Origin of the sequence: Massilibacteroides vaginae (genome assembly GCF_900178525.1) — a bacterium.
Taxonomy (GTDB): domain Bacteria; phylum Bacteroidota; class Bacteroidia; order Bacteroidales; family Tannerellaceae; genus Massilibacteroides; species Massilibacteroides vaginae.
This window is the reverse complement of the sequence record NZ_FXDJ01000005.1, coordinates 1-15,969: the sequence shown is the minus strand read 5'-3', so window position 1 is coordinate 15,969 and position 15,969 is coordinate 1. Positions and strand designations below refer to the sequence as shown.

General features: G+C 40.4%; 13 protein-coding genes. 5 read left to right on the top strand and 8 right to left on the bottom strand.

Translation table 11 applies throughout. The features are described 5' to 3' along the window. Nucleotides 1-2 precede the first annotated feature (2 nt). Entirely contained in the window at nucleotides 3-1,340 is a 1,338-nt protein-coding gene (locus tag B9Y81_RS00240; protein WP_085535001.1) for a sugar MFS transporter, read from the top strand. Between the two features lie 2 nt (nucleotides 1,341-1,342). Beyond that, complete coding sequence (gene nagA, locus B9Y81_RS00235; protein ID WP_085535000.1) at nucleotides 1,343-2,527, top strand: N-acetylglucosamine-6-phosphate deacetylase; 1,185 nt, start codon at nucleotides 1,343-1,345, stop codon at nucleotides 2,525-2,527. Nucleotides 2,528-2,545: 18 nt separating this feature from the next. Here nagA and B9Y81_RS00230 read toward each other — a convergent pair whose 3' ends face one another. The 8 genes from B9Y81_RS00230 to rplM all read right to left on the bottom strand — a co-directional run bounded on the left by B9Y81_RS00230 (nucleotide 2,546) and on the right by rplM (nucleotide 11,014). Further along, nucleotides 2,546-3,565: a LacI family DNA-binding transcriptional regulator gene (locus tag B9Y81_RS00230; RefSeq protein ID WP_085534999.1), complete on the bottom strand. Its 1,020-nt coding sequence runs from the start codon at nucleotides 3,563-3,565 to the stop codon at nucleotides 2,546-2,548. Nucleotides 3,566-3,694: 129 nt separating this feature from the next. Next, nucleotides 3,695-4,855, bottom strand: coding sequence for a nicotinate phosphoribosyltransferase (gene pncB, locus B9Y81_RS00225; RefSeq protein WP_085534998.1), 1,161 nt, complete (start codon nucleotides 4,853-4,855; stop codon nucleotides 3,695-3,697). A 24-nt stretch (nucleotides 4,856-4,879) separates the two neighbouring features. After that, nucleotides 4,880-5,971 (bottom strand): hypothetical protein, encoded by a 1,092-nt coding sequence (locus B9Y81_RS00220; RefSeq protein WP_139822867.1) that lies wholly within the window; start codon nucleotides 5,969-5,971, stop codon nucleotides 4,880-4,882. Between the two features lie 153 nt (nucleotides 5,972-6,124). After that, a complete protein-coding gene (locus tag B9Y81_RS00215) occupies nucleotides 6,125-7,999 on the bottom strand; it encodes a DUF349 domain-containing protein (protein WP_085535044.1) in 1,875 nt (624 codons plus the stop codon). A 226-nt stretch (nucleotides 8,000-8,225) separates the two neighbouring features. Beyond that, complete coding sequence (gene tsf / locus B9Y81_RS00210) at nucleotides 8,226-9,050, bottom strand: translation elongation factor Ts (protein ID WP_085534996.1); 825 nt, start codon at nucleotides 9,048-9,050, stop codon at nucleotides 8,226-8,228. A 136-nt stretch (nucleotides 9,051-9,186) separates the two neighbouring features. Next, the gene (gene rpsB, locus B9Y81_RS00205) at nucleotides 9,187-10,029 is read right to left on the bottom strand and encodes a 30S ribosomal protein S2 (protein WP_085535043.1); all 843 of its coding nucleotides are present in this window, start codon (nucleotides 10,027-10,029) and stop codon (nucleotides 9,187-9,189) included. A gap of 137 nt (nucleotides 10,030-10,166) precedes the next feature. After that, on the bottom strand, nucleotides 10,167-10,553 hold the full coding sequence (gene rpsI, locus B9Y81_RS00200; protein WP_085534995.1) for a 30S ribosomal protein S9: 387 nt from the start codon (nucleotides 10,551-10,553) through the stop codon (nucleotides 10,167-10,169). A gap of 5 nt (nucleotides 10,554-10,558) precedes the next feature. Further along, a complete protein-coding gene (gene rplM / locus B9Y81_RS00195; RefSeq protein WP_085534994.1) occupies nucleotides 10,559-11,014 on the bottom strand; it encodes a 50S ribosomal protein L13 in 456 nt (151 codons plus the stop codon). Nucleotides 11,015-11,573: 559 nt separating this feature from the next. Between rplM and B9Y81_RS00190 the strand changes: the two genes are divergently transcribed. From B9Y81_RS00190 to B9Y81_RS00180, 3 genes are all read left to right on the top strand, one after another. Beyond that, nucleotides 11,574-14,468 carry a TolB-like translocation protein gene (locus B9Y81_RS00190; RefSeq protein ID WP_085534993.1) on the top strand — a complete coding sequence of 965 codons (2,895 nt, stop codon included), beginning with the start codon at nucleotides 11,574-11,576 and terminating at the stop codon, nucleotides 14,466-14,468. Between the two features lie 134 nt (nucleotides 14,469-14,602). Next, nucleotides 14,603-15,211, top strand: coding sequence for a master DNA invertase Mpi family serine-type recombinase (locus tag B9Y81_RS00185; RefSeq protein ID WP_085534992.1), 609 nt, complete (start codon nucleotides 14,603-14,605; stop codon nucleotides 15,209-15,211). 21 nt (nucleotides 15,212-15,232) lie between these two features. Continuing rightward, nucleotides 15,233-15,448, top strand: a complete 216-nt coding sequence (locus B9Y81_RS00180; protein ID WP_085534991.1) for a hypothetical protein — start codon at nucleotides 15,233-15,235, stop codon at nucleotides 15,446-15,448. The last annotated feature ends 521 nt before the right edge of the window (nucleotides 15,449-15,969 follow it).

Genomic DNA, 15,969 nt, shown 5'->3' with positions numbered 1-15,969 from the left:
AAATGAGTAATGATATAAAAAAAATAGATGTAACGTCACTTACCAATCGAAATACAATTATTTCGATTGGTATTATCGGAGTGATGTTTTTCATCTTCGGCTTTGTTTCCTGGATCAACGCGATATTGATTCCCTATTTTAAGATTTCGTGTGAATTAACCAACTTCCAGTCTTATCTGGTTGCTTTTTCATTTTACATCTCTTATTTTGTAATGTCTGTTCCTTCTTCTTTGCTTCTGAAGAAAGTAGGGTTTAAACGGGGCATGATGTTGGGTTTCTGGATTATGGCAGTTGGTGCTTTGCTGTTTATTCCTGCGGCGTATACCCGGACGTATTATATTTTCCTGACCGGGTTGTTTACGCTGGGTACGGGATTGGCCATTTTGCAAACGGCGGCTAATCCTTACATCACCATCCTTGGTCCGAAAGAACGTGCGGCGCAACGAATCAGTATTATGGGAATATGCAATAAAGGAGCCGGTATTCTGGCACCGCTTGCTTTCTCGGCCGCTATTCTACGACCTACGGATGATGCTTTATTTGCAGCTATCCCGTTAATGGATGATGTGGCAAGGGCAATTGCATTGGATGAATTAATCATGCGGGTTGTAATTCCGTATACTGTAGTCGGAATTTTCTTGTTCATTATTGGAATATTCATTCGTTACTCTCCTTTACCCGAGATAGATACTGAGCACGAGAGCGAAGAATTGAGTAAGGCTAACTCTTCCAAACACAGCGTATTTCAGTTTCCGCATTTAGTTTTGGGAGCTGTTGCTATTTTCTTGCATGTAGGCACACAGGTGGTTGCTATAGATACAATTATCGGGTATGCCACTTCAATGGATATGAACCTGCTCGAAGCGAAGGTGTTTCCTTCCTATACACTTACCGCGGCTATTATTGGTTATATAGTCGGAATAGTTATGATCCCGAAAGTGATAAAACAGAAAAATATGTTGCAGTTATGTACCATGTTAGGACTAATTTTAACCTTGTGCATCGTATTGCTTCAGGGAGAGGTTAATTGGTTAAATCACCGTGCGGATGTTTCTATTTGGTTTGTTGTATGTCTGGGTGCTCCAAACGCTTTGATCTGGGCCGGAATATGGCCTTTGGCTTTAGATGGCTTAGGACGTTACACCAAAGACGGATCGGGCTTGCTTATCATGGGATTGTGCGGAAACGCTATCCTGCCACTGGTTTATGGAGCGTTGGCTGATGTTTATGATGTAAAGCTGGCTTATTGGGTATTATTCCCTTGTTATTTGTACTTGGTTTATTATGCGTTTAAAGGGCATAAGATCAGGGCGTGGTCGCTTAAAGAATTTCTGAAATAGCTATGACTAAAAGAATTAAAATTTATAATGGCCGACTTATCACACCTTACCGCCTGATAGAGCGTGGAACGGTGCTGATCGAGAACGGCCTGATTAAAGCCGTAGAAGATGGCGATGTGCCTTTTGAAGCGGAAGAAGTTATTGATGCCCGGGGAAATTATGTTTCCCCGGGATTTATCGATTTGCATGTGCACGGCGGCGGTGGCGCGGACTTTATGGATGGAAACGTCGACGCTTTCTTGCAGGTTGCGAAAACGCATGCCCGGTATGGCACTACTTCGCTTGTTCCAACCACACTGACCAGCGAAAACGAGGATTTATTGGAAACCTTCCGTATTTATGAAGAGGCGAATGCGAAAAACACACATGGCGCGCAGTTTCTGGGGCTGCATCTCGAAGGACCATATTTTGCAATGAGCCAGCGAGGTGCGCAAGATCCGCGTTATATACGTGATCCGAAACCTGAGGAGTATCGTGAAATTCTGGAAACATACGGCAGACTGATCGCAAGGTGGAGCGCGGCGCCCGAACTTCCCGGAGCGATGGATTTTGCCCTTTGCCTGAAGTCTCACGGTGTGCTGCCTGCCATTGCTCATTCGGATGCTGTGTATGAAGATGTAATTAAGGCTTTCGAACATGGCTATACCTTAGCGACACACCTTTATTCGGGTATGTCCGGCGTAACGCGGCGTAATGCTTACCGGTATGCAGGCGTGATAGAAAGTGCTTTCCTGATCGATGAGATGGATGTAGAAGTAATTGCAGATGGTATTCACCTGCCGGCTCCTTTTCTGAAATTGATTTATAAAATAAAGGGGAGTGAACATATTGCTTTGGTTACAGACGCGATGCGTGGGGCAGGAATGCCCGAAGGCGACAGTATTCTTGGGGGATTACGTAACGGGCTGAAAGTCGTGATTGAAGGAGGTGTTGCAAAACTTCCGGACAGAGCTTCTTTTGCCGGCAGTGTGGCAACGACTGATCGCTTGATTCGCTCCATGGTGAATTTGGCGGATGTTCCGTTGATAGAAGCAGTACGGATGTTGACTGTAAATCCGGCTCGTATTATGGGTGTCAGCCAACAAAAAGGCTCTTTGCAGAAAGGTAAGGATGCGGATATCGTTATCTTCGACGATCATATTTCTGTAGTAAACACGATCGTAAACGGGCGTATTGTATACGGATAAATGTTCAAAAAGCCCTGCTTAACTTTCCCTTTTGCTGGATTCGCGAATAATCAGTTTGCTTGGTAAGATAATCTCTTTGGGGAGGATCTTTTTGTTGCCGATATGCTTGATGAGTAGTTCGCAGCTTTGTTTGCCGATATCGAATGCCGGTTCCTCGATGGTACTTAAAGGTGGATCAATGATTGTGGATATGGGATCGTTCGTAAAACCGATTACACCTATATCTTTACCCACACGAAGTCCGCTGTTTTTAAGTGTGCAGATCGCTCCAACCGCTTTCCGGTCGTTAACTGCAAAAACTGCATCCGGCTGCTCATTGAGTGAGAGCAATTTCTTCATATCATCTTCTCCGCATTGTTGTGAAAATCCGGAGTAGATGATCCACTCTTCACGAAAAGGAATTTGATGCTTCTTTAAAGCCTCGAGATAACCGTGCAAACGGTTTTGAGTAAATGTAAGATGTTCATTGCCCGCGATATGAGCGATGCGCGTATACCCATTATGAATAAGGTGTTCGGTCGCGTCAAAAGCACCCTGGAAATCATCCTGCATCACTTTAGTAGCCTCTACGTCTTTAGGAACGCGGTCGAAAAAAACTACCGATATACCATTGTCGATGAGCGACTGGAAATGATCTACCATAATGGAATTGGAAGAGATAGAAACCAGCAAACCATCCAGACTGGTAATCGATAAATTTTCGATCATGCTTTGTTCGCGTTCGGCACTGTCATTCGTAACTAACAGAATCAGGTTGTAGCCATTCTGATAGGCTGTTTCCTGAATGCCAGAAATAACCGTAGAAAAATAGTAGTTCGTTATAAATGGAATAACCACACCGATGTTTTTGGTGTTACCCGATGCTAAAGCCGACGCGTGAATATTCGGTTTGTACTTTAGCTGGTTGGCTACAGCCAGAACCTTATTCCGTGTTTCAGGATTAACATCATACGTATCTCTAAGTGCCCGGGAAACGGTAGAGACAGAAATGTTGAGAATCTCAGCGATATCTTTAATAACGGGTGGGCGTTTTTTCATGGGAATACTATTTTTTGATGAACAGCTATTGTGTGCTTTTGACAAAGATACTATTTTGAACGGGTTGGATAATACGTTCGAAATAATAAATAATCTGCAAACCGAATAGTTCGACCATACTGTTTCCTGTTATTTCAGGTTTAATGTTAGTTTGCTAAGGTTAATTTCTTCCTCATTTCCGGTGTGTTTTCCGGGGGAATCGGAGAGTTTTACCGCGTGCAAGTATTCAGATTTAGGATTTACTTTTACCTCGGTTAGCTTGATAACTATATTAAGCGGATTTGCCCCTACATCATTGGTGAAGTAAGTTCCTATTCCGTAAGCGTCATGTATGCGTCCCTTCACATAGCGTTTAATTTCGGCAACCAGTTCTAAATTGAGCGAATCGCTGTATACGATTGTCTTAGATATAGGGTCGATACGGTTTTCTTTATAGAACCGTATGATTTTATCGGTGAAAAGGAACGGGTCTCCGCTGTCCCAACGTACGCCATCGAACAGTTTAGCATGTTTCAGGGTAAAGGAATTCAGGAATGGATCGGTGGTGTAGGTATCTGTCAGCGTGATTCCCAGGCTTCCCTGGAAAACATCAACCCAAGCTTCGAGCGCTTTTACGGTTGCCGCCCTGTATCCAAATAAGGCACCATGATACATAAACCATTCGTGAGGAATCGTTCCAATGGGTGTCGTGTTGTACTTCATCGCAAGAAAAACATTGCTGGTTCCTTTAAAAGATAAACCGGAGTTTTCGATGAGGCTGGCTACTACCTTGTCATGTACATCAAACGAAAAGCGTCTGCGTGTACCGAATTCAGAATGATCTGCTCCGATTTCCTTCAGACTAAGCGCTTTTTTCTTTGCTCTTTCTTCAACCCCATGCGGAATAGCGCCTGTCATACGGAAATACAGTTCGGAGATGATAGCCATCAGCGGTACTTCCCATAATACCGTGCGATACCAAAAACCTTCGATGGAGACTTTCAATTCACCCCCGACTTGTTCAATATGTACTTCTTCCGGGTTATATTGATAGCCTTCCAAAAAATCGATAAACACCGGATCGAAAAAGTAGCATCTTTTGCTTATGTACTTCTTCTCTTCTTTACTCATTTTTAATTCGGACAGATGGTTCACTTCTTTCCGCAATGCTTCAGCGAAACCGACCGGAAAGGCGGTTTTTCCTCTGTTCATAAATTCATATTTGACGAAAGACCAGGGATAGAGCTTCTGAATAGCGTGCATGACTGTAAACTTGTATAAGTCATTGTCCGTAAAATACTGTATGATCATAAGTTTTAAGTACTTCTTTTTGTGTTAAACAATTATATAGGCACGATAGTTTGTTTGTTCCGATACCGGACAAAGCGATAAGTATCCTTGCCGGATTCGCTGCTCATGGATAACTAACGGGTGTTCTTTTTGCATGGCAATGTGTTTTACCAAGGCTTTTCCGGGTTCTTTATCGAACGTGACATAAAAGTTACCCACTGCTTCCGGATGGATATAACGTTCGAATAACCGCAGAGCCACTAAACCCATTGTATAGCGCATGTTGACTTCCACACAGGGATGAATCAGCGTTTGATTATTCTGTTCATACGCGATCATATCTACGCCTAAATAACCATTGTAGGAGTGGGCATAAACTGTCTTTAGTGTTTCGGCAACCGCTTTCCGAACGTTTTCAAATTGTTCTTTGCCAATAACAGCTTCAATCTTTTTCTGTAATACCGCTTGCGAAACCAGTATGTTTCCGGTGTATGCCCCTTTCTGTTCGGTGCCAAACACGGACAAACCTTCGTAACGAATATTCCCTTTTCCGTCAGCGTAAAATTCCATCGCGAAGTCTAAGGTTTTATTCAACCCTTTCTCCACACTGATGAATCCTTGTTTTTGTATCGCGCCTTTTATCCAGTTTCGTTCCGCATTCGTTAATTGGGGTTCGCGTATCCATAATATCCCTCTACCGGAAGAGGAGAAAGGTGTTTTTAAAACAACCGGTAGTTCTCTTTCGGCAATACATATTTCAATGGCTTCAACTGATTTCATCATTTCGGGAGGAGGGGGGAGATGCAGGTGGGGTAGTTGCTCATACAGAAGCTGATGACATTTAATCGTAGTTTGCCGACCTGTCAGCGTTTTATATTCGGCGTTCCATTCCTGAATGTCGAGATTGATTGCCTTGTCTTTTGTAACTGTTTTTAGATAGTGTAGAATATGCGGAGATATGCCCCACGGTGCAGCCGTGTAATGCCCGGTATATTCCTGTTTTTCAATGAACGGAGAAGCAAATTTGCCCAATTCCTGAGGACAAGCATTCACAAAACACCCATTCTCTTTTGCTACATATACGAGATCATCAGCGTTGGCGTACCAGAAGGGAAGACCGGCTAAATCTTTTGTCATACAGCCGACATTTGTAGGAGGAGTATAGTTTAACGTGCCGAGTAATACGGCTGTTTCATGTCCCGGATTAAATATATGAAAAGCAGGCATTGTGTACAGATAAAAATAAAGCCGTCTGTAAGAGACGGCTTTATGAGATTTATAAATGAGAGATTATTCCAAATTATCGTCAATCGTATCAATTTTCTTAATAATGAGCTCCATTTCTTCCTTCAGCTTCTCGATCTTACGCTCCATGTCTTTCAGTAAGCCGCCACCCCCTTTTGAAGAGATACTAAGGAATCCCATGTTGTTTTCGTAGGTTTGAAGCTCGTTTTTCATTCTATCGTAAGTACGCATCAATCTGTCTCGTTCGTTATATAAGCGTCCTTTACCACGTCCACTACCTGCGATGTCTGAGATGTTTTCTTTGAAAGATTGCATTCTTCTATCGTTCCGGTCTACATTTAAACGCTCATACTGTTTGTCTACCGCTTCATGAAACTCTTTGTATATTTTATCCTTATCTCTGAAGGGAACAAATCCGACAGCGCTCCATTCGGCCATATATTCTTTGAGTTGAGCCAGTGCTTCATCGTGAGATAAGGTTACATCCAATGTGTTGATCTTTTCGATTGCGGCTTTCTTGGCAACTAAATTAGCCTGCTCAACTGATTTCTGAGAAGAAACATTCTTGTTCTTTTGTTCAAAAAAGTAGTCGCAAGCAGAGATAAAGCGTTTCCATATAGCATCCGAATGTTTACGGGCAACCGGGCCTATCGTTTTCCATTCTTTCTGGATTCCGATCAATAAATCTGTTGTTTCTTTCCAATCCTGACTGTCCTTCAAAGCCTCTGCCTTTTCGCATAAAACTTTTTTCAGGTCAAGATTTTTCTCCATATCTTCCTTGATTCCCTTGTAAAATTCACTTTTGTTTTTGAAGTAAGTATCACAAGCGGCACGGAAACGTTCAAATATTTTTACGTTATGTTTTTTAGGCGCAAAACCGATTGTTTTCCATTTGTCTTGCAAGCCCAGTACTAATTTGTTTTTTTCTTCCCAATCTTTGAATGTAAGAAGTTTTGTGTAGTCTATCGCCTCAATTTCTTCGCAAATTGCCGTTTTTGCTTCCAGGTTATCTTGTTCTTTACCTTTCAACTGTTCGAAGTGTTCCTGGTGTCGTTTGTTGATAACAGTAGACGCGGCCTTAAATCGTCCCCATATTTCGTCTCTGAATTCTTTGGCAACCGGGCCTATCTCACGCCATTGCTGATGAAGCTTTTGAAGTTGATGGAAAGCAGAAACCACATCCGGCTCTTCCTGCAATTTTTCTACTGCTTCGCATAATGCGGTTTTCAATTCCAGATTTTTCTTAAAATCATAATCGCGGAATTGATTGTTGATTTTTATGATATCATAAAACTTCTCGCTGTATATTTGGTAGTTGCGCCATAGTTCGCCGGAAACTTCCTGAGGTACCGCCTTAACTTCTTTCCAACGTTGCTGGATATCTTTGAACTCATTGTAGAGTTTGTTGAAATCTTCCTGACTTTCCGTAAGTGTTTTAAGCTGATCGATCAACTGTAGCTTCAACGCGTGGTTAGCTGCCTTTAAACGATCTTCTTCGGCAACTATTTCAGCTCTTTTTTCTTTATATCTGGCTAAAAGTTCTTTCAGTTTGCCTTCTGTTTCGTCTTCCGGAGCCACAAAATCCTTTTCCTCTCCACCTTCTTCAATAAACGTGCTTTTAAGACCCTCTATCTCTCCTCTGCGGATTTTGTAGAATGCCTGCTTTAGTGAATCTACTTCATTACGTACAGCATCTTCTATATGCTCAACCAGCTCACTTAGTTTCGAGATAATATCTTCTTTTGACAACTTTCCTGCCGCAGCATGAGGAGGTTCTTCAGGAACCGTGTCGTCTGTTTTTACTTCGGTTGTTTCTGCAACAGTATTTTCCGGAGTAACTTCCGGTGTAACTTCTGGTGTTGTAGTTTCTTCCAATTTATTCTCATCAATTGGTAGATTAGTCTCAAGAGTGTCTTTCATATTCATTCACGTTTAATGAGGAGAAGATATTTCTCCAAACTTATTTATCACAAATTAAACTAATTATTTTTGTATTACAGCATTTGAACGCAATTATTTGCAGTATAAATCAGATTCAAATTGGATATTTGCGCGATATATGCTGCTACAACAAGGGGCAATAAAAAATAAAAGAGCCTGAGTTAATATTAACCCAGGCTCATCTTATACTTAAAAGAAGCAATGATTAGTCAACATTCAACGAAACGCGTTTGAATGCTACGACAGTCAGTTCTTTATTTTGTTTCTGTAGATATTGTTCGATTGTTTGTTTCGGATCTTTCACAAATTCCTGTTGCAACAATGTGTTTTCTTTGAAGAATTTCTGAAGAGCTCCCTGAGCGATTCTGTCTAACAATTCCTCAGGTTTACCTGCTTCACGAGCTTTGTCGCGGGCAATTTCTAATTCCTGATTGATGATTTTTTCAGGAACTTCGTCCTGACGTACAGATACCGGGCTCATAGCGGCAACTTGCATCGCTACATCACGAGCTGCCTGATGATCGATTTCCTGGTTGAAAGAAACGATAGTAGCCAGTTTATTTCCCGGATGGATATAAGAAACAGTAGCAACACCGGTAGTGAATTCATAGAATCCTAATTCCATTTTTTCGCCCGTTACACCGATACGGTCGGTAATGTGTTCCTGAATGCTGCGTCCGTCAGCTAAAGAAGCGGCAAGAAGTTCTTCTAAAGAAGCCGGTTTTTTTGCAATGGCAACGTCAAGAATATCTTGTGTCAAGCCAACGAATTGGTCGTTTTTGGCAACAAAGTCAGTTTCGCATTTCAAAGCTACTACAGCTGCGAAATCGCCATTTTCTTTCGCTAAAACACAACCTTCCGCTGCTTCGCGGTCAGAACGCTTAGCTGCAACCGCTTGTCCTTTTTTACGAATGATTTCCATCGCTTTTTCAAAATCGCCATTAGCATCTTCTAACGCTTTTTTGCAATCCATCATACCCGCTCCGCTCATTTTGCGAAGATGGGAAATATCAGCCATTGTAACTGCCATAATGTTTTATCTTTATTTTATGATTTATTCTAACTTTTGTAAGTAACATTCTAAATAAAATGATGTGCCAACCTGCTGCTTAACGAATGATCATTAACTGCAACGCTGACACACCACACTTCATTTTAAGAATATATTATTCTTCGATCTCTTTAGCAACTTTGTCGATTACTTGTGCGTTCAACGCGTCGTCATCTTCTTTTTTAGTGCGTTCTTTCTTTACAGTAGCTTTTGCTTTACGCTCTCTTCTTGGAGCTTCTTCGCCTGCAGCTTCCGTATCGATTTTTTCCGCTTTACGTTCTTGCAAACCTTCATTCATTGCTTCTGTAATAGCTGTCAGAATCACTTCTACTGATTTAGAAGCGTCGTCATTTGCCGGAATTACATAATCAATGCTATTTGGGTTAGAGTTTGTATCTACCATTCCGAATACAGGAATACCCAAACGGTTTGCTTCGCGAACAGCGATATGTTCTTTCATTACGTCGACAACGAATAACGCAGAAGGCAAACGAGTCAGGTCAATAATAGAACCTAATGTTTTTTCCAATTTTGCGCGTTGGCGGGTAATTTGAAGTTTTTCTCTTTTAGAAAGATTATCGAATGTGCCGTCTTTAGTCATTTTGTCGATAGTAGTCATCTTTTTGATGGCTTTACGAATAGTTGGGAAGTTTGTTAACATTCCACCCGGCCAACGTTCGATAACGTATGGCATACCAATCGCACCTGCTTTATCGGCAATAATTTGTTTTGCTTGTTTTTTAGTAGCAACGAAAAGAACTTTCTTTCCTGATTTAGCAAATTGTTTCAGGATTTCAGCTGATTCGTCAACTTTTGCAACTGTTTTGTGTAGGTCAATGATATGAATACCATTGCGCTCCATAAATATATAAGGAGCCATTGCCGGGTTCCACTTTCTTTTAAGGTGTCCGAAGTGTACCCCTGCTTCTAATAACTGATCAAAATTAACTCTTGACATTTTTTCTTTTTTAAATCGTTTACTTTCTGTGTTTAACATTCAATTACTGGGTAGTTTCCCGGCATGAACACATGCAAAAAAAATCCCATTAATTTAGATACTAAACGCTTCTCTAACATGCAAGTGAATAACCTGCATTAACGTTTGCTGAACTGGAATCTCTTACGAGCTTTTGGACGTCCCGGTTTCTTGCGTTCTACTACGCGAGGGTCACGAGTTACGAAGCCTTCTGCTCTCAGTGCTGATTTGTCTTCAGGATTGATCTTTACTAAAGCACGAGCTATTGCTAAACGAGCTGCTTCAGACTGTCCTTTAAAACCACCGCCGTCGAGATTTATTTTGATGTCATATTTCTCTGTTGCATCCAGTTTAGATAAAGGTTGCTTTACGATAAACTGAAGAATGGTAGAAGGAAAGTAATTAGCAAGATCACGTTTGTTGATGATTATCTTTCCCGTACCTTCGCTTACGAATACGCGAGCCACTGCGGCTTTACGTCTTCCGATTGCATTTACTACTTCCATAGTGCTTATTTAAGTGAATTTATATCGATTAACTTAGGTTGCTGTGCTTCATGAGGATGTTCACTTCCTGCATATACGTGAAGATTTGTAAGCAACTTTGCTCCCAGGCGGTTCTTTGGCAACATTCCTTTCACTACTTTGAGGAACAAACGATCTTCACCTTTCTTTATTAATGAAGCCGGTGTGAATTCGCGTTGTCCTCCGGGGTATCCGCTGTATCTTAAATAAATACGATCGTTCCACTTGTTTCCTGTTAGAACGACTTTGTCTGCATTGATAATAATCACATTATCACCACAATCAACGTGAGGAGTGAAGTTTGGTTTGTATTTACCACGCAAAAGTTTTGCTACTTTCGAGCCAATACGTCCCAAAGACTGACCTGTCGCATCGACAATCACCCATTCTTTGTTTACAGTTGCTTTGTTTGCAGAAATGGTCTTATAACTTAAAGTATCCACTGCTAAAAATAAATTTAATTAATTACTAAAAAACAATTCAGCCCATTGTATCTAAGGACACGTAAAAGTACAATGTGCTAAAAACTAAACTCTTAGACTAAACTTAGATAATATTCGGCTTGCAAAGGTACGGGTTTTATTCAAAATACAAAACAAATTACCTCTATTTTTGAGATTTGTCAAGTCTCTTTTATTGGAAACGAATGTGTTAACGTATTTTTCGTTCAACTCTTTTACCCGGTTGTTCGTCTTTTTTTGGATCTATTCCGACTTCGCATCAGCACACATAAATGGAGCGTATAAATGAGGCGATTTTTTATAATACTATATAAAAAAAAAGATAACCTTTATTTTTGAAAAGATATCCTTTATTTTTCGAAAAATAACCTTTATGTTTTTGGCCCTATATAATGCATTGAATATCAAGGTTGTAGAAAAGTGCGAAAAACGACCTCTTTTTGGGCTTTAAAACAAGAAAAACAGGCGTTACCGACAGGATATTATTTTTGATCTGTATCTTTGCGAAATATCAGACCAACATTAATTGTCAAAGTAAAGAATGAAACGTACAATTTTCTTCAGATACTATGTGTTGTTTTTTATGTTGGCTTTTTCATTTGTTGCAACTGCACAGTTTGTGAATTATGGTACAGACCCTGCTTCGATGAAATGGCGACAATCTAAAACTTCTCATTTTAAACTTATATATCCTGCCGGTAATGACTCTATGGCGTATAATTATGCCCGTTTTTTGGAAATAGCTTATCCGCATGAAATGAAGACAATGAATCATTCTATAAAACGTCGTTTTCCTGTGATTCTTCATCCAGGCAACATGCTTTCGAACGGTATGGTGGCCTATGCGCCGAGAAGAATGGAAATCTTACCGACTCCGTCTCCGACATTGTATGCGCAAAGTTGGGACAGGCAATTAGTCTTGCATGAGTCACGTCATGTCTTGCAAACCGACAAATTGATGCAGGGGATATTTAAACCGTTTTATTATCTCTTTGGAGAACAGATATCCGGGGTTTCTTCTTTTGCTGTTCCGAGTTGGTTTTTTGAAGGAGATGCTGTGGCAACAGAAACGGCATTGTCGAATAGCGGACGTGGCAGGCTTTCGGAATTTCATATGCCCTTTCGTGCTCAAATGATAGATGGCGATTTCTTTTCGTTTGATAAATGGTATTTGGGGTCGTATAAAGACTTTACTTCGACCTATTATGCACTAGGGTATCATATGACTGCTTATGCGAGGCAGTCTTACGGTTCGGATATCTGGGACAAGGTGACTTATCGTTTTCCGCGTCGCTTCTTTTCTATTCCTCCTTTTTCTAATGCTCTGAAACATTATGCGGGAGTAAACACAAAGCGTTTGTTCAAGGATACTTACTCTTATTTGAATGAAGAATGGAGCCGTCAGGACAGTCTTTATCAATTGTCCGGCTTTGCGGATAAACAGAATGTCTTGTCGAAAGAAAACAAGCTCTATACTTCGTATCGGTATCCGGTCGCGATAGATGAAAAGACTGTAGTTGCGTTAAAATCAGGTTTAGAGGAGATAAATTCTTTGGTGAAAATAGAAGATGGTGTGGAGAAACGGATTGCTTATATAGGGGCAATTAACAGCCGGCTGATTCTTTCTCACAAGAATATCTATTGGACGGAATATATTTCCGGTTTGCGATGGACGCATCAAAACTATTCTGTTTTAAAATGTCTTGATCTGGAAACTGAAAAGATAAGTACATTGACTCAGAATGATCGTCTGCTTACACCAGCAATTAGTGAAGACGGACAGAAGGTCGCGTTTTCACGTTCCGGTAAAGACGGAGGAAATAGTGTCTTGTTGAAGGGAATAAATACAGAAAAGGAGATCGCTTTAATTAATGTGCCGGAGAATGCTTTTGTAAAAGACCTTGTTTTTATTGGAGATGATCGTCTGGCCGCATTGGTTATTGGTAATAAAGGGATAAGTCTCCTTTCGTTAGATTGTACCACAGCTGAATGGAAAGAAATATTGGCTCCTGTATCGGTGAATCTTTCTTCTTTGTATTATAAAGACAACACGATTTATTTTGAGTCCGGAGCAGATGGGACGAATAATATTTATCGCTTAGACCTCGTTTCCGGCAAGCCGGAACAAATAACGACTTCCCGTTTCGGAGCGTTTACCCCGTCATTATCTGAAGACGGAACGCAATTATTCTTTGCGGATTATCATGCCAAGGGGTATCGTGTCGTTTCTGTACCGGTAGAGAAACTGACGGAAGCACCTGCTAATTTTAATAATTCTTATCGTTTTGAATTGGCAGAGACACTTGCCGGACAGGAAGACTTTAATTTTGATACGACAGAACTTCAGGATATACCGTTTGAATCTAAGCCCTATCGAAAAGCCCTTAACTTACTCCGATTCCATAGCTGGGCTCCTTTTTACTATGATGCAATGGATGTTGCCGGTATGCAGGGAGACGATTTTTCAACAATGGTAAAACCCGGAGCAATGGTTCTGTCGCAAGATGCGTTGAACACCACGATTATGCAGGCGGGATGGTATTATGAGAACAGTGAACATCATGGAAAAGTAGCACTGACTTATATGGGGTTGTTTCCGGTCATAGATCTTTCTGTTGATTATGGAGGGAGAGCATTTGATCTGGTATGGGATGTAAATGAAGATGGAAAAAAATATGATAGGACTTTGAGAACTAACAGGCGTAGGGTAGAGGCGGAAGCGCGGATGTATCTTCCTTTTAATTTTACTCGAAATCATATGGTTAGAGGTTTTCAACCATCTGTTACCTATTATTATACCAATAATAAATACCAGCAGTTTAATAGTGGGAAGTTTGGTGACTTCCAATATGTTCTTTCTGAACTCAGATATTATAATTATCAGAAGATGGTGGCCCGGGACATATATCCGCGTTTGGGATATCAACTGCGTTTGCAGCATTTGTTCAGCCCGTCTAATACGGAAAATTATGGAAATCTGTATGCTGCCCGCCTGACAACTTATCTTCCCGGCTTAAGAAAAAATGATGGATTAATGCTTCGCTTTGGTTATCAATACCAGAATACAGATGGAAAAATATTATTCTTCCCAAAACGATTGCTGGAAAAAACCCGTGGCTATGATTATGTTTATCGGACAAGACAATTGTTTTTGGCTAAAGCAGATTACGGGTTTAGTATCTTTTGTCCGGATATGAGTCTCGGTAATCTGGCATATGTCAAACGGTTTAGAAGTAATTTGTTTTACGACTTTACTGCAAATCAAGAATATAAGGAGCAGAGACGTTGGGATACCTATAACGCCGTTGGAGCAGATATTCTTGCCGATTGTAATTTCTTTCGTTTGAATTTCCCTGTTTCCGTAGGCGTTCGTATGACACAGCCGATTGATTATGGAACTTTTCAGGTAGAGGGACTTTTCTCTATGTCTTTTTGATTTCTTTTATTCCAGTCTTTATTTCTTGATTTTCTTGATTTTCTTTGTTTAGACTTTATTTAACGCTAACTCGGAACGTTTTGTTCCTTGTATGAGAATTGTTACATTAATATTACTATTTAAAATACTTTATTATGGTTTATGGGTATATCCGGGTAAGTACGGACAAGCAAAATGTAGAAAATCAACGGTATGAAATTAATGAGTTTGTAAAGAACGAGAAGCTGATGGTCGATGCTTGGATTGAGGAAACGATTTCAGGAAGTAAAGATGTAGAAGATCGTAAATTGGGATCCAGGTTGAAACAAATGCAGAAGGGAGATATCCTTATTTGTGCTGAACTATCCAGGTTAGGACGTAATCTGTTGATGATTATGGGACTCCTCAACGACTGCATGAAACGAGAGATAGAAGTCTGGACAATCAAAGATAATTATCGTTTAGGAAATGATATTAGTTCAAAAGTGTTGGCCTTTGCCTTTGGTCTGAGTGCCGAGATTGAACGTAATCTGATTTCACAGCGAACAAAAGAAGCCCTGGCGCGTTGCCGGGCGGAGGGTAAAGTGTTAGGACGACCGAAAGGAAGTCGTTCGAAAGTGAGGAAACTGACCGGAAAAGAGGAACGGATCAATCGAATGCTTGAGCGGAAAGAGTCGATCTCCGCGATTGCTCGCAAACTGAAGGTTCATCGGTTGACGGTGACGACCTTTATTCGTGATTTTCTGTTGAAAAAGAAAATATAAGTTTCTGATAGTCGCGTATTAGTGGATGGCAAGCTGTTCTTACAATATAAAAGTAAGCAGAAAGCTTGGGATAAAAGTAAGGACGTCGTTGCATTTGATATACCGGTTGTTTGTCAAATAGGCGGAAAGTTGTTAGGTAGTTTGTGGCATAAATTAGAATATATCAAAGAACGTAAACAAGGTCCTACTGTCGGTCAGCTTCTCTCCATCTGGCGATTGGGACATAATCCGTTGTAAAAAACGGTTGCTTAACTGTAAATATCCCTTTTTTAACTAATAAAACTCTTCTCCTTCAGCCCGATTCCGGGAAAGGGCCAGGCTTTTATATGCTTGTGTTAATTTTTAATGGTTTCTGAAAATCAATTTGTTCATCGTTTTTGTGTGATTAAATGCATCGTGACTGTTTTTAATTATTACCCTTGTCTTTTTGTCCTGAGAATCCGATGTTTTTCTTCTTCTATATATTATAGAAAAAGCGTTCTATAGCTGTCGAAAAACTTTACCACAAATATGGAAAAAGAAAACGTACCGATGAAAATAAAGTTTAATCGCTGTTGAATGGTAATCTGATTAGGATAGTCTAATTAAAATCCGATAAGAAGATAGGCTTGATGCCAAAGCTAACTGTAAAAAGTCCATTCCGAGAGAAACAATATAGTAAAAGGGAGCGCAAAATAAAGTAAGAGAATAAGAAATCGCTTTTTATGTCTTTAATTATTGCAGAAACAAGTCCGTTTATATACTATTTACGATCAATT